The sequence below is a fragment of the Streptomyces triculaminicus genome, assembly GCF_017349075.1.
GTDB lineage: Bacteria > Actinomycetota > Actinomycetes > Streptomycetales > Streptomycetaceae > Streptomyces > Streptomyces triculaminicus.
Window position 1 is genome coordinate 1,539,432 of record NZ_JAFMOF010000001.1, and the last position, 20,099, is coordinate 1,559,530.

A 20,099-nucleotide genomic window follows, 5' to 3' on the forward strand; every position below is an offset into this window, starting at 1 on the left:
TAGACCTTTGCCCGGTGATCGCCCGAGGTCAGAGGGTGTGGTGCGCCCGGTGCTACGGGCGCACCGTGACGGGCGCGCGGCCGGGGGAGGGGCTCATGCCGCGTCCAGGACTTCGGGCCGGACGGCGGTGAAGGTGCGGGAGCGGCGGTCGAGGACGTAGGCCTGCGCCTCCCCGACGTGGAAGTACATCCCATGCAGCTGAAGCGATCCTTCCGCCACCCGTCGGGCGACACAGGCATGGGCCATCAGGTGGTCGAGCTGTTGCATCACGTTGACGAGCGCCAGCCGCTCCACGTCGTCCGCCACGAGCCGCTCGGCCAGCGCCACCTCCCCGCGCCCCAGCCGCCCGATCCGCTGCATACGGGCCAGGCTCGGGCGGCCGTGCCGCAGCCAGCGGGTGAGCGGGGTCTGGCCGCCCCCCGGGAGCCCGTGCCCGGCGGGCGAGGCGGCGAGGTCCAGCAGCGCCTGCATTGCCCCGCACCCGGAGTGGCCGCAGACGGTGATGCTGCCCACCTTCAGCACCTCGACCGCGTACTCCACGGCCGCCGCCACCGAGTCGCAACTGGCGTCGCTGCCCGGCGGAGGCATCAGATTGCCGACGTTGCGCACGGTGAAGAGGTCTCCGGGGCCGCTGGAGGTGATCATGCTGGTCACCAGCCGGGAGTCGGCACATGTCAGGAAGAGCTGGCTGGGGCGCTGGCCCTCGCGGGCGAGCCGCGCCAGCTCGTCGCGGACGAGCGGGGCGGTGTTGCGCTGGAAGGCACTCACCCCGCCGAGCAGTTGCCGCTCGCCACCGATCTCCGCCGTGTCCGCCTCGGCGTCGGCGGGACGGGTGCAGTCATGCTGGCGCCAAGGCGTCCAGGGAAGACACCTGTGGGCGTCGACGGCATCCGCCACCGCCTGTCCGTACCGGCTGCGAAAGCCTGCCCAGCGCCGCCTCAGGGCGAGAAGCGCGGTGACCGAGATGCCCACGATGACCCCCTGCAGAACGCCGAACAGCACCACGGCCCCCAACGTGGCCGCGTACACCGCGAAGTCGCCTTGCCGTCGCGCGTGCCGAAGGTGCGCGAAGCGCACCATCCGCACACCGACCGCCGTGATCAGAACCGCCAGGGCGACGGCCGGGATCCACGCGAACGCGGCCGTGAACAGGGCGGCGCACAGCAGCGCCCAGACGCCGTACAGAACCGTCGCCGCGCGGGAGCCTTCTTCTCCCGCCGCTTCTCCTGCCGCCTTCTGTGCGCTCCTTGTCGGCCCGTCCTCGGCCGAGGACGGCGCCCGGTCCCGGCTCGCGTCTCCTGCGGTGCTCTCGTCCTCGCCGCTCGGCCGGGTGTGACGCCAGGGGTGGATCGCGCCGCCCGCCACCGGCAGCCCGCCCAGCAGCCCGGACACCACATTCGCCACGCCCTGTCCGGCGAAGGCCCGCGCCGAAAGGCCCGGCGTCTCCGCGCTCGCGACGAGCACGACCATCACCACGGCGCCGAGGAGCCCCAGGGCCGGCTCGTCCGGCAGGGCGGGAAGCGCTGTCAGCGCCCAGGGGGAAGCGGTGACGCTGGCGACGTCGACAAAGAGACCCGTCGCCGTGGCGACGGCCAGGGCGACGAACGCCGCGGGGGCCGGCCGGGCCCAGCGAGCGGCCGGTGCGGGCAGCCGGGGCCAGGCGACCAGCACCGCCACGGTGGCCGCGCCCACCAGCAGCGTCGGCAGATGCGCACGCATCATGTCGGCGGGCAGAGCCGCCAGATTCCCCAGAGCCGACTCGTTGGGCCGACTGCCCAGCACCGCGGGCAGCCGACCGAGCACGATCGTGACACCGGTCGCGGCGAGCAGGCCCCGCACGATCGGCGGACCGATCGCCGGCAGAGCGCGCCCCATGAGCGAGGGGCGGGCCATCCGCACCGCACCCAGGACGAGTTGGGCGGCGCCGGCGAGCACGGTGATCGCGCACATGGCCCGCCAGCCATGGCGCTGGACCAGCTCGGCCGTCACCACGATCAGCCCCGTGGCCGCGCCGCTCGCGCGAAGCGACGCTCCCCCGAACGCCCCGGCCGCGAGACCGCCCACCGCCACCGCGACCGGCCCCGCCCACAACGGTGCGCCGCAGGCGAGCGCGATTCCCAGGGAGAGGGGAACGGCGGCCAGAAAGAGGGAGACGGAGGCGGACACATCCCGCCGAGCGCGCATGATCATTTCCCGTCCTCGTGTCGGCGATGGCGGGTGTTTCTCAACTCTCAGTAAACGAATCGTAATGGAGAGTAAAGAAATGGCCGAGGGGCAGGCGGAAGCTTCCCTCTATTGGGTGACTATGTACTTTTATCTGTTTGGCCGTTTCCGACGTAGGCCGTAAAGCCGTCCGCCGCGGTGGTTCCGGGCGTCAGGCGGGCTGGGGGGCGGCCAGGAGCCGTTCGTCGAGCACGAAGGCGGGGTCTACCTGCGCCGCCAGGTCCGCGCCCGTCTTCGCGTTGCCCCAGCGCTCCGCGTTCTTGAGGTGGAAGTGCACCATCTGGCGGGTGTACCGCTGCCAGTCGCGCCGCTCGTACGACCGGTCCGCCGTGGCGCGCAGGGTCTCCAGAGCCTGCCGGTTGGCCTCTTCCAGGAGCTCGAAGCGGGGCGGGCGGCCCTTCTCCATGGCGCGTACCCAGTCGGAGTGGCCGAAGACCGTCAGCAGGTCGTCGCCCACCTCGGCGCGCAGGAAGTCGAGATCGTCGGGGCCCTGGACCTTGTTGCCGACGACCTTCAGCCCGACGCCGAAGTCCCGGGCGTACTCCTTGTACTGGCGGTAGACGGAGACGCCCTTACGGGTGGGCTCGGCGATCAGGTAGGTCATGTCGAAGCGGGTGAACATGCCGGAGGCGAAGGAGTCGCTGCCCGCCGTCATGTCGACGACCACGTACTCGCCCGGGCCGTCGACGAGGTGGTTCAGGCACAGCTCGACCGCGCCGACCTTCGAGTGGTAGCAGGCGACGCCCAGATCGGAGTCGTTGAACGGGCCGGTCACCATCAGCTGTACGGCGGCCTCGTCGTCCAGCCGTACCGTGCGGGCGCACGCGTCGAAGACCGGGTTGTCCTCGCGGACGCGCAGCAGCCGGGAGCCCTCACCGGGAGGCGTCGTCTTGATCATGGTCTCGGCCGAGGTGATGCGCGGGTTAGAGCCGCGCAGATAGTCCTTGATCAAGGGCAGCCGTGCCCCCATCGCGGGCAGGGCGGCGCTCTCCGCCTCGTCGAGCCCCAGCGCGGCGCCCAGATGCTGGTTGATGTCCGCGTCCACGGCGATGACCGGGACCTGCTCGGCGGCGAGGTGACGGATGAACAAAGAGGACAGCGTGGTCTTGCCGCTGCCGCCCTTCCCTACGAAAGCGATCTTCATGTTCACCAAGAGTAGGTGCGGAGGTGCCCTGAGTGAGTGCCGTGAGTGAAGAGGACCACTCTTTCGAGGGGTGTCAGGGCGAAGTGCGTAGTGTCTTACCCATGAGTACGACAGCTGATCCGCTCGCCGTCCTGGGCTCGCTCCCGGGCGTCGCCGACTCCGTGGACTCCGTACGCAAGGCGGTCGACCGGGTGTACGGCCACCGGGTGATGCGTCGCCGCAGCAATGAGATCACCTCCGAGGCCGCCCTGCGGGGCGCGCGGGGCTCGGCCGCGCTGTCCGGCGCGGACTGGGCGCTCGAAGAGGTGCGTCGCCGCACCGACTTCGGCGGGGAGGGCGAGCCGCGCACGGTGGGCGCGGCGTTGCGACTGACCGCCGAGGCCGGCCAGTTGCTGAGCGTGTGGCGGCAGTCGCCGCTGCGGGTCCTGGCCCGGCTGCATCTCGTGGCCGCCGGGGGCGGCGGAGCGGACGACGCGATCGGCAGGCCGCGACTGGCCGGTGAGACGGTCGACGAGCCGTTGCTCCGTTTGCCGCTGCCGGACGCCGACGAGATGTCGGGCCGGCTCGAGGGGCTGGCCGGCCTGTTGCTCGCGGGAAGCCAGGCGCCCGCGCTGGTGACGGCCGCCGTGGTGCACGGCGAGCTGCTCGCGCTGCGTCCGTTCGGCTCGTACAACGGCCTGGTCGCCCGGGCGGCCGAGCGGATCGTGCTGGTGGGCAGCGGGCTGGACCCGAAGTCGATCTGCCCGGCCGAGGTCGGCCACGCGGAGCTGGGGTCGCAGGCCTACGTGGCGGCGCTCGAGGGCTATACGTCCGGTACGCCCGACGGGGTGGCGGCCTGGATCGCGCACTGCGGCCGCGCCGTCGAGCTCGGTGTGCGGGAGAGCACGGCCGTCTGCGAGGCGCTCCAGCGCGGCGCGGCCTGATCGCACGTCCGGCGCCGGAAAGGCGCACGGGTGCGGACATGGGTTGCGGCGGTACCTGTACTGCTCCGGTACCGCCGCTGGCACGTCCGCCGGGTTACCATGCGTGCACGATATTTGCCCATCAGGCCGGGTACTTCGCCCGTCACCTGGTGCGGCTGGCCCGTAATCGACGGGTCGGCGTCGCGTGGGTGCCCGACTTTCATGCGCGGTCCGTGGGGCCTTGGTGCGTGAAGGGCGTCCTCCCGGATGTCCCTGGTCTCGCGGGCCGTTAAGTCCTTTCTACTCCTGTCTCGACAGAAGCGGAAGTCCAAGCCGCACTTCTTTGCTTTTGGGGGCAAAACCCACCAAGGCGGATGCGGGTGCGCGTCGGCGGCTGGCGAACCAGACCAGGCCCGCCGTCGCGGCTGCCGCACCGACCGCGGCGGCCGCCACCAGCGCGGGGCGCGAGGGCATCGACAGCGAGGACACGCGCTGTTTGAGCCGCACGGGCCGGCTGAAGGAAAGAATCGGCCAGTCGCGGGCTACGGCCTCGCGGCGCAGCCCGCGGTCCGGATTGACGGCGTGCGGATGGCCCACCGATTCCAGCATCGGGATGTCGGTCACCGAATCGCTGTAGGCGTAGCAGCGCGCCAGGTCGTATCCCTCCGAGGCGGCGAGCTCCCTGATGGCCTCCGCTTTGGTGGGGCCGTAGGCGTAGTACTCAACCTCCCCGGTGAAAACGCCCTCCTTTACGACCATTCGGGTGGCGACCACCCGGTCCGCGCCCAGCAGGGCGCCGATCGGCTCCACGACCTCCGCGCCGGAGGTGCTGACGATCACCACGTCGCGCCCGGCGGTGTGGTGCTCTTCGATGAGGGACGCGGCCTCGTCGTAAATGATCGGGTCGATGAGCTGGTGGAGGGTCTCGGCGACGATCTCGCGGACCTGCTGGACATTCCAGCCGCGGCAGAGCGCCGACAGATACTCGCGCATCCGCTCCATCTGGTCGTGATCGGCGCCGCCGGCCAGGAAGACGAACTGCGCATAGGCCGTGCGCAACACGGCGCGCCTGTTGATCAGGCCGCCTTGGTAGAAGGACTTGCTGAAGGTGAGGGTGCTCGACTTCGCAATGACTGTCTTGTCCAGATCAAAGAACGCGGCAGTCCGAGGCAAGGAGTGGTTTTCCACGTCGCCGAGCATAGGCGCCCTCCATTCGGCGTAAGCTGAGGCGTGTGGGTTTGCCTGAGAAGGCTCTCGGGTACACCATGGAAGTCACGGATCGTTCGCGACCGTGTCTAACCCGGTCCGACTCCTCCCCCCCCGAGTCGGCCGTGGGGACGACCCCCGCTCTCCCCCCCGGCGGGGGTCGTCGCATGTCCGGATGCGTTTTCGCCATCACCCTCGGGCCCTCCCTCTCTCCGTACGCCTCGACGGGCGCGACCGACGCTTCCTTCTTACCTGTTACGCAGGGTAATCAACAGGCTGCTCTCCGGAAGTCACCGGTATAGGTGAGCGGGATATTCACATCCGTTGAGTTGTCCACAGTTTTTGACCAAGATCCACACGATTTCCCAGTTCGCTGCACGGTGATTCCCCGCGTGTTCCGCGATGTCCGCGGATGCGAGAGCGCGTAGTGAGAGGGGAGGAGACCGTGACCGGATCCAACACATCCGATTGTCCGGCCGCCATGGACCTGCGCCAGGGCAGGCCGCTGATCGTCACGGCGGACGAGGAGCTGCTCGACGATCTACTGCGGCTGTGCGCGGCGGCGGGGGCCGTGCCCGAGGTCGCCCACGGGGCGCCCCCGCGCACGGGCGGATGGGAGAACGCCCCGCTGATCCTGGTGGGCGACGACTGCTCGACGGAGCTGGGCGGTGTCGCCCGCAGGGAAGGCGTCGTGCTCGTCGGTACGGACCTCGACGACTCCGGCGTCTGGCGGCGGGCCGTCGGCATCGGCGCCCAGAACGTCACGCTGCTGCCCGATGGCGAGAGCTGGCTGGTCGACCGCATCGCCGACGCGGTCGAGGGCGTGGGGCGCCCCGCGCTCACGGTCGGGGTGATCGGCGGCCGGGGCGGCGCCGGGGCGAGCACGCTGGCCTGCGCCCTGGCCGTCGGAGCCGCCCGCGCCGGCCGGCGGACCATGCTGATCGACGGGGATCCGCTGGGAGGCGGCCTCGACGTCCTGCTCGGCGGGGAGCGGGCCGAAGGACTGCGCTGGCCCGCCTTCGCCGACTCGCGCGGCCGGGTGGCCGCCCGGGCGCTGGAAGAGGCCCTGCCCGAGCTGCACTCCCTGCGCGTCCTCAGCTGGGACCGCGGCGACTGCGCGGCCGTCCCGCCCGACGCGATGCGGGCCGTCCTGGCCGCCGCGCGCAGGCGCGGAGGAGTGGTGGTCGTGGATCTGCCGCGCAGGCTGGACGACACGGCGCTGGAGGCCCTCGGGCAGCTCGACATGGGCCTGCTGGTGGTGCCCGCCGAGCTGCGGGCCGTCGCGGCGGCACACCGGGTGGCCTCCGTGCTGCGGATGATGCTGGGCGACCTCCGCGCGGTGGTGCGCGGACCGTTCGGGTCCGGGCTGCCGGGCGAGGAGATCGCACGCCTCCTGGAGCTGCCGCTGGCCGGTGAACTGCCCCCGGAGCCAGGCCTCGCGGACGCGCTGAACGCCGGCCGGCCACCCGGCAGCGCCGAGCGCGGCCCGCTGGCCCGCTTCAGCGCCGAATTCTGGGCGCAGTCACTCACCGAGGGCGGAGGGATGCCGGTATGAGCGGCGCGTTGCTGGAGGCGGTGCGCCTGCGACTTGCCGAGAGCGGTGCCGAGCCGACGCCCGCACGGGTCGCGGAGGCGCTGCGTTCCGAAGGGCGGTTGATGGGGGACGCCGAAGTGCTCGGCGTGGCCGCCCGGTTGCGCTCGGAGCTGGTCGGCACCGGACCGCTGGAGCCCCTGCTCGCCGAGCCCGACGTCACCGATGTGCTGGTCACCGCACCCGACCAGGTGTGGGTGGACCGCGGGGCGGGCCTGGAGCGCACCCAGGTGTCCTTCCCCGACCCGGCGGCGGTGCGCAGGCTGGCCCAGCGGCTGGCCGCGATCGCCGGACGCAGGCTGGACGACGCCCGGCCCTGGGTGGACGCCCGGCTCCCCGACGGCACACGCCTGCACGCCGTGCTGCCGCCGGTGGCCGTGGGTTCCACCTGCCTCTCGCTGCGGGTCGTACGCCCCAGGGCCTTCGCGCTGGAGGAGCTGGTGGCCGAGGGGACGGTGCCGGCCGGCGGGGAACGGCTCCTGCGAGCCGTGCTCGAAGCCCGCCTGTCGTTCCTCATCAGCGGCGGTACGGGCTCGGGCAAGACCACACTGCTGTCCAGCCTGCTGGGACTGGTTGCGCCGGACGAACGGATCGTGCTCGCCGAGGACTCCGCCGAGCTGCGCCCCGACCACCCGCACGTGGTGCGGCTGGAGACCCGGCCCGCGAACCAGGAGGGCAGCGGCCTGGTCACCCTGCGGGACCTGGTCCGCCAGGCCCTGCGCATGCGCCCCGACCGGCTCGTGGTCGGGGAGGTGCGCGGCCCGGAGGTGACCGATCTGCTGGCGGCGCTCAACACCGGTCACGAGGGCGGTTGCGGCACGGTGCACGCCAACGCGGCCTCGGACGTCCCGGCCCGGCTGGAAGCGCTGGGATCGACGGCCGGGCTGGACCGGGCCGCGCTGCACAGCCAGTTGGCGGCCGCCTTGTCGGTGGTGATCCACCTCGTACGCGATCAGGGCGGCCGGCGGCGGGTCGCGGAGGTGCACGTACTGGACCGCGACCGTGCGGGGTTCGTGACGACGGTCCCCGCCGCCGTCCGGGGTGCGGGCGGCTTCGAGCAGGCGCCCGGGTGGGGCCGGCTGGTGGCGTTGTGCCGACGCGGAAGGGGCGGGCCATGACCGGCGGGGTGCGCTTGTCCGCCGCCATGACGGCGTCGCAGGCGATGCCGTGGAGCGGCGTGGCATTGCTGCTGTGCGGTGCGGTGATCGTGGGGCTGGGGGCGCGCCCGGGGGCGGGGTTGCGACGGGCCAGGCTGCTGTTGGCCGGGGAGAGACGGCCGTCGGGAGCGGAGCGTGGGGGCCGCTGCCACCGCGGGTCGCCGAATGGGGCGCCCGGCTGCGGCGGATGGCCCGGGACAGGCGCGAGTGGGCCTGCCTTCCGGTCGGCTGCGCGGTCGGATTCCTGGGCGATTCCCTGCTGCCGCCCATGGCGGCGGTGCTGGCCGTGCCACTGGTGCGGCGGCTGCTTGCCGCGCGGTTACGGGATCGGGAGCGCGAGCGGCGTGAGACGGCCGTCATCGAGATGTGCGGCACCGTCGCGGGTGAGCTGCGAGCGGGGCGGCAACCGGGCGAGGCGGTCGCGGGGTTGACCGGACGCGACCTGGGCCCGGGCTGGTCGGCGGTGCCGGCGGCCGCGAGGTTCGGGGGTGATGTGCCGAAAGCGCTGCGGCGAGCAGGGCTGCAGGAGGGCGCGGAGGGGCTCAACGGAGTGGCCGCGTGCTGGCGGGTCGCGGTCGACGGCGGAGCGGGGCTCGCCGCCGGACTGGAGCGGGTCGCGGCAGCCCTTGGGACGGAGCGCGACCAGCGGGACGAATTACGGGCGCAGTTGGCCGGCACGCGGTCGACCGCCGTGATGCTCGCCCTGCTGCCGGTGCTGGCCCTGCTGATGGGCAGTGCGCTGGGGGCGGAGCCGTTGCGGGTGCTGCTGCACACCCCGGGCGGGCTCGGCTGTCTGGCTCTCGGCGGGCTGCTCGAGTGCGCGGGAATCGCTTGGACGCGGCGGATCGTACGGGCGGCCGAAGGCCCGGGAAGGGGGCGGAAATGAGTTCGGAAGTTGTCCACAGCCTGTGGGCAGTGGTTCTGGCGGTCGCGGCAACGTCGGCCGTGACGGTACTGGGGAAGGGGGCCCGCGACAGGAGATCGATCCGGCGGCGAGGGGCGCTGCTGCTCGACATGCGCGCGAGGGCGGGCTCTATGCGGTCGGCGGGGCCGGCGGGGTCGGCGGGTGGCGCGCCGGGTTCGCCGGCGGCGGCGAACCCGTGGCGGCGGCGGGCACGGCAGGCCCTGGCTAGAGGCGGGCGGCCCTTGGCGGTGATAGGAGGCGTGGGCCTCGTCCTCGTCGGGCTCGTAGGAGGAATCACCTGGTGCGTGGCGGGCCTCGTCGCCGCTTACGGCATCCGGTGGTGGCGCAGGAGAGCGGACAGTGCCCGTGGCGAGGTGTCCGTGGAAGAGGTGGAGCGGCAACTGCCGCTCGCAGCGGATCTGCTGGCCGCCTGCCTCGCCGCGGGTGCGGGCCCACGGGAGGCCGCCGAGGCGGTCGGGGGCTCGCTCGGCGGCCCTGTGGGGGAGCGGCTGGCCCAGGCCGCGGCGGAAGTGCGCCTCGGCGGAGAGCCGGGTGTGGCCTGGGGCCGGCTCGGCAGCCTTCCCGGGGCCGGAGGAACCGCCCGCTGCCTGGAACGCGCTCAGGCCACGGGAGTTCCGGCGGTGGAGCCAATGTCGCGGCTGGCCGCACAGCTGCGCGCGGCGCAGGCGCGGGCGGCGGGGATACGGGCACGGCGCGCGGGCGTCCTGGCGACGGCACCGCTGGGGCTTTGCTTCCTCCCCGCGTTCCTGACGGTCGGGGTGGTTCCCGTGGTGATCGGGCTGGCCGGCGGACTGATGCGGAGCCGGTGAGGACCGGCGCGATGCCGCCAAGGCGGCGTTCGGACAACGAAAGTGACGATGCGCGAAGCGAGAACCTCGCGGCGAGTAGGGGGATCAGCCATGACGACGATGACGGGCACGACGATGACGGGCACGGCAGCGATGCAGGCGACGACGGCAGCACGGACGACGGCGGAGACGCCGATGACGCCGTCGGCGAGGGCCTCGAAGGCCGCGACGTGGTGGTCACGGTGCCGGGACCGGGTGCGGGGTGCCGGCGAGGACGGGATGACGACCGCGGAGTACGCGGTGGGGACGCTCGCCGCGTGTGCGCTGGCGGCGGTTCTCTACAAGGTGGTCACCAGCGGGCCGGTGAGCGCGGCACTGCAGCAGCTGATCGTGAAGGCCCTCCATGCGACGTTCTGAGGCGGGAGGCGCGGCAGACACGGCAGCCGCCGTAGACGCGGGGTACGTGACCGCCGAGGCCGCTCTGGCGTTGCCCGTGCTGACATTCTTCGCCCTGGCTCTGCTCTGGGGCGTGATGGCGTCGGCCGCGCAGATCCAGTGTGTGGACGCGGCCCGGGCGGGGGCGCGGGCGGCGGCCCGCTCGGACCCGCCGTCGGCGGCCGTCGCCGCGGCCCGGTCGGCGGCTCCGCGTGGGGCGCGGATCTCGCTGGCGCGCGAGGGAGATCTGGTGCGGGTGCGCGTTCGGGCGGAGGCGGACGGGCCGGGGCCGCTGACGGTGCCGCTGAGCGGGGAGGCGGTGGCCCTTGCGGAGGACACGGTGGGGTGATCGGGGCATGGCGTCGGTGTGGGTGGCGGTCGTCGCGACGGCGTTCTGCGTGGTGTTCGCCGCGGTCCTGGCCCTGGGCCAGGCCGTGGCGGCCCGGCACCGCGCGGGCGGCGCGGCGGACCTGGCGGTGCTGGCCGCGGCGGATCACGCTCTGCTCGGCGAGAGCGCGGCCTGCGCTCTGGCTCGTGAGGTCGCCGCGGCGCAGGCGGCGCGGGTGGTGCGCTGCACGGTGAAGGGCGAGTTCGCGGAAGTGGCGGCGGAGGCGCGAGCGGGTCCTTACTCCGTACGGGTGCGCTCGCGCGCGGGACCGCCCGGCTAGCCCCTCAGTCCCTCCCGGGCGTTCCTCCGGGGCTCTTGGGACCTTCGGGGCCTTCGGGAGCGTCAGGGGCCTCGAGGCCGCCTTCGGGGCTCCCGGCCTCCTCGGGGTCCTCCGGGGCGGGGGCGCCGGCGAGGAGGTGGGTCAGGAGCCGGATCGCCGCCCTCTTGTCGAGCGGGTCGTTGCCGTTGCCGCACTTGGGGGACTGGATGCAGGAGGGGCAGCCGGTGTCGCACTCGCAGGAGGCGATCGCCTCGCGGGTGGCGCCGAGCCAGCGGGCGGCCGTGTGGAAGGCGCGCTCGGCGAAGCCGGCGCCGCCGGGCTGGCCGTCGTAGACGAAGACCGTCGGCAGGAGGGTGTCGGGGTGCAGGGGCACGGAGACGCCACCGATGTCCCAGCGGTCGCAGGTGGCGAAGAGGGGGAGCATGCCGATGGAGGCGTGTTCGGCGGCGTGCAGGGCCCCGCCGAGGGCCTCGGGGGTGATGCGGGCGGCGTCGAGCTGGTCCTCGGTGACCGTCCACCACACGGCACGGGTGCGCAGGGTGCGGGCCGGCAGGTCCAGCTTGGACTCGCCGAGGACCTCGCCGGTGATGAGTTTGCGACGGAGGAAGGAGACGACCTGGTTGGTGACCTCGACGGAGCCGAAGCACAGCCGCGCGTCTCCCCAGGGGATCTCGGTGGTGGTCTCGAGGACGGAGATGGCGGTGGTGTCGCGGGCGGTCGTCGAATAGGGCGGGTCGGCCTGCTCGACGAGGGCGACGGCCTCGTCCAGGTCGAGGTGGCGCACGAGGTACGTGCGGCCCTGGTGGAGGTGGACGGCGCCTTCGTGGACGGTGCTGTGGGCGGCGGCCGCGTCCACGGTGCCCAGTAGCCGGCCCGTGCCCTCCTCCACGATCTGGACGGGCTTTCCGCCGCCGCCACGGATGTCGGCGAGGTCGGCGGCGCGCTCGCGGCGGGTCCAGTGCCAGGCGGCGGCCCGGCGGCGGAGCAGCCGGCGGGCCTCGAGCTGGGAGATCACGACCATGGCCTCGGGGCCGAACAGTGACAGGTCGGATTCGGTGAGCGGCAGTTCCTCGGCCGCGGCGCACAGATGGGGGGCGAGGACGTAGGGGTTGTCCGGGTCTAGGACGGTGGATTCCACCGGTCGGCGGAACAGCGCCTCGGGGTGGTGGACGAGGTAGGTGTCCAGGGGGTCGTCGCGGGCGATGAGGACGGCGAGCGCGCCCCGGCCCGTACGGCCCGCGCGGCCGGCCTGCTGCCACAGGGAGGCGCGGGTGCCGGGGTAGCCGGACAGGAGGACGGCGTCGAGGCCGGCGACGTCGACGCCGAGTTCGAGGGCGGAGGTGGCGGCGAGGCCCAGGAGCTCGCCGGTGTGCAGGGAGCGCTCGAGGGCCCGGCGCTCCTCGGGGAGGTAGCCGCCGCGGTAGGCGGCGACGCGGGAGGGGAGGGAGCGGTCGACCGCGGCCAGGCGCTCCTGGGCGATCAGCGCGATGAGCTCGGCGCCGCGCCGGGAGCGTACGAAGGCGACGGTGCGCACGCCCTGGACGGTCAGGTCGGTGAGGAGGTCGGCGGTCTCGGCGGTGGCGGTACGGCGGACGGGGGCGCCGCGCTCGCCGTGGAGCTCGGTGAGCGGGGGCTCCCAGAGGGCGAAGACGAGCTCGCCGCGCGGAGAGGCGTCCTCGGTGATGCCGGTGACCGGCAGGCCGGTGAGGCGGCTCGCGGCGGTGGCGGGGTCGGAGGCGGTGGCGGAGGCGAGGAGGAAGACGGGGGAGGAGCCGTAGCGGGCGCAGATGCGCCGCAGCCGGCGCAGCACCTGGGCGACGTGGGAGCCGAAGACGCCGCGGTAGGTGTGGCACTCGTCGACGACGACGTAGCGCAGGGCGCGCAGGAAGGAGGCCCATCGGGGGTGGGCGGGCAGGATCGAGCGGTGGAGCATGTCGGGGTTGGTGAGTGCGTAATTGGCGTACTGACGCACCCATTCGCGTTCTTCCACGGGCGTGTCGCCGTCGTAGACGGCGGGCCGGACGCCTTTGCCCAGGGGGGCGGCCAGAGTGCGCACGGCGCGGCGCTGGTCGGCGGCCAGGGCCTTGGTGGGGGCGAGGTACAGGGCGGTGGCGCCGCGGCCGTTGGGGGCCTCGGAGCCGTCCAGGAGGGTGCTCAGCACCGGCGCGAGGTAGGCGAGGGACTTGCCGGAGGCGGTGCCGGTGGCCACGACGACGGACTCGCCGCGCAGGGCGTGCTCGGCGGTGAGCGCCTGATGGGCCCAGGGCCGCTCGATGCCCGCCGCCCGGATGGCCTCGATCACTTCCGGCCGGATCTTCTCGGGCCAGGGGGCATGACGTCCGGGACGCGGGGGCAAGTGCTCCGTATGAGTGATGCGTGCAGCCCGGCTCGGCCCGGCGGCGAGTCGGTCGAGGACCGTCCGGGGAGCGGGATGTACGCCCGCCTCCGGCGGGAGTTGATCGTTGGCCATCGACATCGAGTGTGTCACTGGAGTGACGGACAATGGCGCCAAGGCGTCGTACACGCCTGCCGGTAAGTGATTGAATGCCATCGCGGCTGCCGATCCATGGGGGGCGACCGCTCGATGCAAGGTGCTGGAGGATCCGTGGACCTGTCCCTGTCAACCGAGACCGTAGGCGACCGTACGGTTGTCCGGGTCGGTGGCGAGATTGATGTGTACACCGCGCCCAAGCTGCGTGAGCAGCTGGTCGAGCTGGTCAACGACGGTAACTACCACCTCGTCGTGGACATGGAGGGCGTCGACTTCCTCGACTCCACCGGGCTCGGCGTTCTGGTCGGCGGACTGAAGCGGGTACGGGCCCACGAGGGCTCGCTGCGGCTGGTCTGCAACCAGGAGCGCATTCTCAAGATTTTCCGTATCACCGGTCTGACCAAGGTGTTCCCGATCCACACCTCGGTCGAGGACGCGGTGCAGGCGACCGACTAGGAAGGACGCGACCGCACACGTCGCGACCGGACAAGACGGCCGGGCGGACCCGGCGGCCGGGAGGACCGGCCGGCGGCGGACGCCCGACGACAGAGCCACGCCGGGGGGTCCTGGGCCCGAGGGTCCGGCCCCTCTGCGAGTCCGCCCTCTTCCGGAAGAGGGAAAGAGGGCACGTTCCACCGAGGGGGATGGCATGGCCACCGTCGAACTTCTCTTCAGTGCCCTTCCCGAGCATGTCCGGACGGCCAGGCTGGTGGCGGCCGCGGTGGCGCGCCGGGCCGGGGTCGACGAGGCGGTGCTGGACGAGGTCCGGCTGGCCGTCGGGGAGGCGTGTTCGCGCGCCGTCGGCCTGCATGTCAGCCAGGAGATCTCCAGCCCGGTACGGGTGGTGCTGACCGAGGACGAGAAGAAGTTCTCCATCGAGGTCGCCGACGACGCCCCGCACGCGATCTCCGTGGCCGTGGCCACCCCGGGTTCCGCGGGGACCGCGCCGGCGGCGGACGACGCCGGTGGTGACGGCGAGGACGACATGGGCCTGGCCGTGATCAGCGGTCTGGTCGACGACGTCGAGGTGTCGGCGGGCGCGGACGGCGGTCTGATCCGGATGAGCTGGCCGACGACCCCGGCGTCCGCGACGCCGTAGCCCACCGGCCGCCTTCCGCTGTAGGTCTCTCGCCCCGACCGGCGTAATCCCGTCGTCGGCCCGGGTGAAAACACCTGGCTGATTCTCGATCGTGCCCGCGGAATTCCGGTCGTGGGCCCCGCCGGGTTCCGGATCTTCACGGGAAGGTCCTCGAATCGCCAGATCACCTGCCGATGATCTGCCGGTCATCTGCAGATCACCGGTGAAAGACCGGCGAAACACTGGCGAAGGGTCGGCACGACACCGGCGAAGGGCCGGCGGATCGTTTCGGGGTCCGTAGGCGCGCAGTCTCATTCCGGTTCCCGCGCTCTGTTTTGATCTCGCCATGCTCCCTACAATCCGTCCATCTTGAGCTCAGGACGCCTGAGCGTGGCGGCTGTTCCCGCGGTTGTCCCTGTGTCGCGCTGCGGCCGCACGCCCATGTGCCAAACGTCAGGGAGGACGAATGGCGGGGCCCCTTACCCCTCGACAGGTGGACTTCACTCAGAATCTCGCGGTCGAGCTGACCGACGGCAATCGCACGCTGGTGATGGTGATCGCGGCCGTCGCGATCGCGGCACTGGTGGTGGCCGTGGTACTGGTGCGACAGGTGCTCTCGGCAGGCGAGGGAACCGACGGCATGAAGAGAATCGCCGCGGCGGTGCAGGAGGGCGCGAACGCGTATCTCGCCCGGCAGTTGCGCACGCTCGGCGTGTTCGCCGTGGTCGTGTTCTTTCTGCTCATGCTGCTTCCGGCGGACAACTGGTCGCAGCGCCTCGGCCGTTCGGTCTTCTTCCTGATCGGCGCGTTGTTCTCGGCGGCCACCGGCTATATCGGCATGTGGCTGGCGGTGCGCAGCAATGTGCGGGTGGCCGCGGCGGCCCGGGAGGCGACTCCGGCCGAGGGCGAGCCCGAGAAGGACCTGACGGAGGTCGCCCACCGGGCCATGAAGATCGCGTTCCGTACGGGCGGTGTCGTCGGGATGTTCACCGTCGGCCTCGGCCTGCTGGGCGCCTCCTGCGTGGTGCTCGTGTACGCGGCGGACGCGCCCAAGGTGCTGGAGGGCTTCGGGTTCGGCGCGGCGCTGCTGGCGATGTTCATGCGGGTCGGGGGCGGCATCTTCACCAAGGCGGCCGACGTCGGCGCCGACCTCGTCGGCAAAGTGGAACAGGGCATTCCGGAGGATGACCCGCGCAATGCCGCGACCATCGCGGACAACGTGGGCGACAACGTCGGCGACTGCGCGGGCATGGCGGCCGACCTCTTCGAGTCGTACGCCGTCACGCTCGTCGCCGCGCTGATCCTCGGCAAGGCGGCGTTCGGCGACGCGGGTCTGGCCTTTCCGCTGCTCGTGCCCGCCATCGGCGTGCTGACCGCGATGATCGGCGTCTTCGCGGTGGCGCCGCGGCGCAGCGACCGCAGCGGAATGACCGCGATCAACCGGGGCTTCTTCATCTCGGCCGTCATCTCCCTCGTCCTGGTGGCGGTGGCGGTGTTCGCGTATCTGCCCTCCAGCTACGCGGACTTGACCGGCATCGAAGACGCCGACATCGCCGGCCACGACGGCGACCCGCGGGTGCTCGCGCTGGTGGCCGTGGCGATCGGCATCGTCCTCGCGGCGCTCATCCAGCAGCTGACCGGCTACTTCACCGAGACCAGCCGGCGGCCCGTACGGGACATCGGCAAGACCTCCCTCACCGGTCCCGCGACGGTCGTCCTCTCCGGCATCTCGCTCGGCCTGGAGTCGGCGGTCTACTCGGCGGTGCTGATCGCCCTCGGCGTGTACGGGGCGTTCCTGCTGGGCGGCACGTCCATCATGCTGGCGCTGTTCGCGGTGGCGCTGGCCGGGACGGGCCTGCTGACCACGGTCGGGGTCATCGTCGCGATGGACACCTTCGGCCCGGTCTCCGACAACGCGCAGGGCATCGCCGAGATGTCCGGCGACGTCGAGGGCGCGGGCGCGCGGGTGCTCACCGACCTCGACGCCGTCGGCAACACCACCAAGGCGATCACCAAGGGCATCGCCATCGCCACGGCCGTCCTGGCCGCGTCCGCGCTGTTCGGCTCGTACCGCGACGCGATCGCCACCGCCGTCGACGACGTGCACGCCAAGGCGGGCGAGATGGGGCTGAGCCTGGACATCTCGCAGCCGAACAACCTCGTCGGGCTGGTGCTCGGCGCGGCCGTCGTCTTCCTCTTCTCGGGCCTGGCCATCAACGCGGTGTCGCGTTCGGCAGGCGCGGTGGTCTACGAGGTGCGGCGGCAGTTCCGCGAGCACCCCGGGATCATGGACTACAGCGAGAAGCCGGAGTACGGGCGGGTGGTGGACATCTGCACCAAGGACGCGCTGCGCGAGCTGGCCACGCCCGGTCTGCTGGCGGTCATGGCGCCCATCGCGGTGGGCTTCTCGCTCGGCGTCGGCGCGCTCGGTTCGTATCTGGCGGGCGCGATCGGCACCGGCACGCTGATGGCCGTTTTCCTCGCCAACTCCGGTGGCGCCTGGGACAACGCCAAGAAGCTGGTGGAGGACGGGCATCACGGCGGCAAGGGGAGCGAGGCGCACGCGGCGACGGTCATCGGCGACACGGTCGGCGACCCGTTCAAGGACACCGCCGGTCCCGCGATCAACCCGCTGCTGAAGGTGATGAACCTGGTGGCGCTGCTCATCGCGCCGGCGGTGGTGAAGTTCAGTTACGGGGCGGACGCCAACCGGGGGCTGCGGATCGCGGTGGCGGCGCTGGCGATCGCCGTGATCGTGGGCGCGGTCTACGTCTCCAAGCGGCGCGGTGTGGCCGTGGACGGCGACGACGGGGAGGCCGAGCCCGCGGCCAAGCCGGTCGATCCGGCGGTGGTCTCCTGACGGTTCCTCAGTCCGGAATGTGACAGCCGTAGCGCGCCGTACGTCCCGTCGGTACCGGTCGCCAGGTGCGGCGAATGCCACGCCGTTCTTGGTGCAAATGGATCGAAAAGCGGACGTATGGTGTGCTCGGCTCCCGGCCCGTGCCGCCCGGCCGTGTAAGTTCCGGGGCCGAGAGCCATTGAAGGGACCAATCCGGTGAACAAGAAGCTTGTGGCTGCACTGTCCGGCGGGGCGGCACTTGTCCTGGCGCTGACGGGCTGCGGCGGTGGCGGCGACGACAGCAAGAAGAAGCTCGACGACTGGGCGAAGAACGTCTGCGACCAGATGCAGCCTCAGGTGAAGAAGATCCAGGAGGCCAACTCCTCGATCGCCAACGTCCAGAACGAGGAGGACTCGAAGAAGATCCAGCAGACCGACTCGACCGCCTTCCAGGCCAACGCCGACGCCTACAGGGCGCTCGGCACGTCCGTCGACCGCGCGGGGGCGCCCCCGGTCAAGGACGGCGAGACCAGCCAGAAGAACGCGGTCAAGGCGCTCAACGACCTCTCCACGGCCTACACCGGGCTGAAGAAGCGCATGGACGCGCTGGACACCAAGGACAAGGCCAAGTTCGCCGAGGGCCTCAAGAGCATCGCCACGGACATCGGCAAGCTCAGCAGCCGCAGCGACGAGGCGCTCAAGAAGCTGCAGTCCGGTGACGTCGGCAAGGCCATGGCGAAGCAGCCGGGCTGTCAGAAGTCGTCGGTCACGCCGACGCCGACCAAGAAGTGACGGCCCGGGGCGACAGCCACGCGTGACGGCATGACCTGACCGTCGAGAAGTGACCCGGGCCGCCATTCAGTTGGCTCCGCCCGGCGCCGCGCCCGCCCGCGCCGCGCCGGGCTTTCGCCATTTACCGGTGGCGCCCCGACAATGGGTCCCGTGAGTACCACGCACCTCCCCGCCGCCGATCCCACGCGCACCGCCCGGCTGCGCGACGCCCTGCTGACCGCCGCCTTCACCGCCGACGGTCTCCTCGAGCTGCTCGGCGCCCCCGCCTACGCCGCGCTCGCCCGCAGCGAGACCGTCCCCGCCCTGCGCGCCACGCGCGGCGACGGCCCGCTGGAGACCCTGGTCCGGCTCTTCCTGCTGCAGCGCCCGGTCGCCTACGGGCAGGCCGCCGCCGCGCTGCCGGTGGAGGACTGCCTGGCCGACGGCTGGCTGGTGCGCGACGCGCGGGACGAGGGCCAGGTGCGGGCGAGCGTGGACGTACGCCCGTACGGCGGTCCCGACGGCGAGGACTGGTGGATCGTCTCCGACCTGGGCTGCGCCGTCGGCGGCGCGGGCGGGATCGCGCAGGGGGCGGCGGGCCCCGCCGGTGTGGACCGCTCGGAGCTGGTCCTCGGGGTGGGCGGCGCGTCCACGACGCTCGCCGGGCTCACCGTCCGTACGCCCGTGTCGAGCGCCCTCGACCTCGGCACCGGCTCCGGCATCCAGGCCCTGCACGCCGCCCAGCACGCCGGGCGGGTCACCGCCACGGACCTCAACCCGCGCGCGCTGCACTTCGCGCGGCTCACGCTCGCACTGTCCGGCGCACCGGAGGCCGACCTGCGCCAGGGTTCGCTCTTCGAGCCGGTCGCGGGCGAGACCTTCGACCTGATCGTCTCGAACCCGCCCTTCGTCATCTCCCCCGGCGCCCGGCTGACCTACCGCGACGGCGGCATGGGCGGCGACGACCTGTGCCGCACGCTGGTGGGCCAGGCGGCCGACCGGCTCAACGACGGCGGCTACTGCCAGCTGCTGGCCAATTGGCAGCACGTGAGCGGCGAGGACTGGCGGGAGCGGCTCGCGTCCTGGGTGCCGAACGGCTGCGACGCCTGGATCGTGCAGCGGGAGGTGCAGGACGTCGCGCAGTACGCCGAGCTGTGGCTGCGCGACGCCGGCGATCACCGCACCACCCCCGAGGAGTACGCGTCCCGCTATGACGCGTGGCTGGAGGAGTTCGAGGCCCGTAAGACCAAGGGCGTCGGATTTGGCTGGATCACGCTGCGCAAGACGGGTTCCGACCGCCCCTCCGTGATCACCGAGGAGTGGCCGCACCCGGTCGAGCAGCCGCTGGGCGAGACCGTAAGGGCGCATTTCGAGCGGCAGGACTTCCTGCGCACCCACGACGACGCCGCGCTGCTGGCCGCGCACTACCGGCTGGCCGACGAGGTCGTGCAGGAGCAGGTCGGGCTGCCGGGGGCCGAGGACCCCGAGCACGTGGTGCTGCGGCAGAACAGGGGCATGCGGCGGGCGACCAAGGTCGACACGGTGGGTGCCGGGTTCGCCGGCGTGTGTGACGGCTCTCTCAGCGCGGGCCGGATCCTGGACGCGATCGCCCAGCTGATCGGGGAGGACCCCGTGCTGCTGCGCGACCGCACGCCGGAGTCCGTCCGGATGCTCGTCGGCCAGGGCTTCATCACGCCGGTGACCGGCTGAGGGGCCCTTCGGCCGACTGACGAGAAGGGGGGAAGGAGGGGTCGTGTTCGCGTCACCTTTTCCTTCCCCCGGTCCGGCCGGGTGGTGTCCCCCTTACCCACGGTGGTGTGACGGTCCGGGCGGCAGACAGGACGCTTGTCGGGTTACCGTTCGAGTGGCGTTGCGGGCTTT

The 20,099-nt window shown here is 72.3% G+C and carries 17 protein-coding genes; 13 read left to right on the forward strand and 4 right to left on the reverse strand.

Annotated features, from left to right (window positions below; all coding sequences use genetic code 11):
• Window positions 1–93: 93 nt before the first annotated feature.
• Together J1792_RS07185 and J1792_RS07190 are read right to left on the reverse strand one after the other, a co-directional pair.
• Window positions 94–2,190, reverse strand: a complete 2,097-nt coding sequence (locus tag J1792_RS07185; RefSeq protein WP_242645464.1) for a carbonic anhydrase — start codon at window positions 2,188–2,190, stop codon at window positions 94–96.
• A gap of 184 nt (window positions 2,191–2,374) precedes the next feature.
• The gene (locus tag J1792_RS07190) at window positions 2,375–3,367 is read right to left on the reverse strand and encodes an ATP-binding protein (protein WP_207246849.1); all 993 of its coding nucleotides are present in this window, start codon (window positions 3,365–3,367) and stop codon (window positions 2,375–2,377) included.
• Window positions 3,368–3,468: 101 nt separating this feature from the next.
• On the opposite strand from J1792_RS07190, the gene J1792_RS07195 reads away from it, so the two are divergent.
• Window positions 3,469–4,290: a Fic family protein gene (locus J1792_RS07195; RefSeq protein WP_207246850.1), complete on the forward strand. Its 822-nt coding sequence runs from the start codon at window positions 3,469–3,471 to the stop codon at window positions 4,288–4,290.
• 279 nt (window positions 4,291–4,569) lie between these two features.
• On the opposite strand, the gene J1792_RS07200 is transcribed toward J1792_RS07195, so the two are convergent.
• Complete coding sequence (locus tag J1792_RS07200) at window positions 4,570–5,469, reverse strand: HAD family hydrolase (protein ID WP_207246851.1); 900 nt, start codon at window positions 5,467–5,469, stop codon at window positions 4,570–4,572.
• A 451-nt stretch (window positions 5,470–5,920) separates the two neighbouring features.
• On the opposite strand from J1792_RS07200, the gene ssd reads away from it, so the two are divergent.
• The 7 genes from ssd to J1792_RS07235 all read left to right on the forward strand — a co-directional run bounded on the left by ssd (window position 5,921) and on the right by J1792_RS07235 (window position 11,039).
• On the forward strand, window positions 5,921–7,030 hold the full coding sequence (gene ssd / locus J1792_RS07205; protein WP_372446074.1) for a septum site-determining protein Ssd: 1,110 nt from the start codon (window positions 5,921–5,923) through the stop codon (window positions 7,028–7,030).
• On the forward strand, window positions 7,027–8,184 hold the full coding sequence (locus J1792_RS07210; RefSeq protein ID WP_086565951.1) for a TadA family conjugal transfer-associated ATPase: 1,158 nt from the start codon (window positions 7,027–7,029) through the stop codon (window positions 8,182–8,184). Before ssd ends, J1792_RS07210 begins: the two co-directional genes overlap by 4 nt.
• A 226-nt stretch (window positions 8,185–8,410) precedes the next feature.
• On the forward strand, window positions 8,411–9,109 hold the full coding sequence (locus tag J1792_RS07215) for a type II secretion system F family protein (protein WP_207246852.1): 699 nt from the start codon (window positions 8,411–8,413) through the stop codon (window positions 9,107–9,109).
• A gap of 266 nt (window positions 9,110–9,375) precedes the next feature.
• A complete protein-coding gene (locus J1792_RS07220) occupies window positions 9,376–9,957 on the forward strand; it encodes a type II secretion system F family protein (protein WP_307842941.1) in 582 nt (193 codons plus the stop codon).
• A 90-nt stretch (window positions 9,958–10,047) separates the two neighbouring features.
• Entirely contained in the window at window positions 10,048–10,353 is a 306-nt protein-coding gene (locus J1792_RS07225) for a DUF4244 domain-containing protein (RefSeq protein WP_372446075.1), read from the forward strand.
• Window positions 10,340–10,720, forward strand: coding sequence for a TadE family type IV pilus minor pilin (locus J1792_RS07230; protein ID WP_086565949.1), 381 nt, complete (start codon window positions 10,340–10,342; stop codon window positions 10,718–10,720). Before J1792_RS07225 ends, J1792_RS07230 begins: the two co-directional genes overlap by 14 nt.
• Window positions 10,721–10,727: 7 nt before the next feature.
• Window positions 10,728–11,039, forward strand: coding sequence for an Rv3654c family TadE-like protein (locus J1792_RS07235; protein ID WP_086565948.1), 312 nt, complete (start codon window positions 10,728–10,730; stop codon window positions 11,037–11,039).
• A gap of 4 nt (window positions 11,040–11,043) precedes the next feature.
• On the opposite strand, the gene sftH is transcribed toward J1792_RS07235, so the two are convergent.
• Window positions 11,044–13,590: a DEAD/DEAH box helicase gene (gene sftH / locus J1792_RS07240; RefSeq protein ID WP_086565947.1), complete on the reverse strand. Its 2,547-nt coding sequence runs from the start codon at window positions 13,588–13,590 to the stop codon at window positions 11,044–11,046.
• Window positions 13,591–13,644: 54 nt separating this feature from the next.
• On the opposite strand from sftH, the gene bldG reads away from it, so the two are divergent.
• The 5 genes from bldG to J1792_RS07265 all read left to right on the forward strand — a co-directional run bounded on the left by bldG (window position 13,645) and on the right by J1792_RS07265 (window position 19,928).
• Window positions 13,645–13,986 (forward strand): anti-sigma factor antagonist BldG, encoded by a 342-nt coding sequence (bldG, locus tag J1792_RS07245; protein WP_086565946.1) that lies wholly within the window; start codon window positions 13,645–13,647, stop codon window positions 13,984–13,986.
• A 193-nt stretch (window positions 13,987–14,179) separates the two neighbouring features.
• Window positions 14,180–14,629 (forward strand): ATP-binding protein, encoded by a 450-nt coding sequence (locus J1792_RS07250; protein ID WP_086565945.1) that lies wholly within the window; start codon window positions 14,180–14,182, stop codon window positions 14,627–14,629.
• Window positions 14,630–15,074: 445 nt separating this feature from the next.
• Window positions 15,075–17,468, forward strand: a complete 2,394-nt coding sequence (locus J1792_RS07255) for a sodium-translocating pyrophosphatase (RefSeq protein WP_086565944.1) — start codon at window positions 15,075–15,077, stop codon at window positions 17,466–17,468.
• 195 nt (window positions 17,469–17,663) lie between these two features.
• Window positions 17,664–18,239, forward strand: a complete 576-nt coding sequence (locus J1792_RS07260; RefSeq protein WP_242705388.1) for a small secreted protein — start codon at window positions 17,664–17,666, stop codon at window positions 18,237–18,239.
• A 141-nt stretch (window positions 18,240–18,380) separates the two neighbouring features.
• The gene (locus J1792_RS07265) at window positions 18,381–19,928 is read left to right on the forward strand and encodes a DUF7059 domain-containing protein (RefSeq protein WP_086565942.1); all 1,548 of its coding nucleotides are present in this window, start codon (window positions 18,381–18,383) and stop codon (window positions 19,926–19,928) included.
• Window positions 19,929–20,099: the final 171 nt, after the last annotated feature.

Coding starts and splice junctions, on each gene's coding strand:
- J1792_RS07185 (WP_242645464.1), bottom strand. CDS start 2,190: ATGATCATGCGCGCTCGGCGGGATGTGTCCGCCTCCGTCTCCCTCTTT.
- J1792_RS07190 (WP_207246849.1), bottom strand. CDS start 3,367: ATGAAGATCGCTTTCGTAGGGAAGGGCGGCAGCGGCAAGACCACGCTG.
- J1792_RS07195 (WP_207246850.1), top strand. CDS start 3,469: ATGAGTACGACAGCTGATCCGCTCGCCGTCCTGGGCTCGCTCCCGGGC.
- J1792_RS07200 (WP_207246851.1), bottom strand. CDS start 5,469: ATGCTCGGCGACGTGGAAAACCACTCCTTGCCTCGGACTGCCGCGTTC.
- J1792_RS07210 (WP_086565951.1), top strand. CDS start 7,027: ATGAGCGGCGCGTTGCTGGAGGCGGTGCGCCTGCGACTTGCCGAGAGC.
- J1792_RS07215 (WP_207246852.1), top strand. CDS start 8,411: ATGGCCCGGGACAGGCGCGAGTGGGCCTGCCTTCCGGTCGGCTGCGCG.
- J1792_RS07225 (WP_372446075.1), top strand. CDS start 10,048: ATGACGACGATGACGGGCACGACGATGACGGGCACGGCAGCGATGCAG.
- J1792_RS07230 (WP_086565949.1), top strand. CDS start 10,340: ATGCGACGTTCTGAGGCGGGAGGCGCGGCAGACACGGCAGCCGCCGTA.
- J1792_RS07235 (WP_086565948.1), top strand. CDS start 10,728: ATGGCGTCGGTGTGGGTGGCGGTCGTCGCGACGGCGTTCTGCGTGGTG.
- sftH (WP_086565947.1), bottom strand. CDS start 13,590: ATGGCATTCAATCACTTACCGGCAGGCGTGTACGACGCCTTGGCGCCA.
- J1792_RS07250 (WP_086565945.1), top strand. CDS start 14,180: ATGGCCACCGTCGAACTTCTCTTCAGTGCCCTTCCCGAGCATGTCCGG.
- J1792_RS07255 (WP_086565944.1), top strand. CDS start 15,075: ATGGCGGGGCCCCTTACCCCTCGACAGGTGGACTTCACTCAGAATCTC.
- J1792_RS07265 (WP_086565942.1), top strand. CDS start 18,381: ATGGGTCCCGTGAGTACCACGCACCTCCCCGCCGCCGATCCCACGCGC.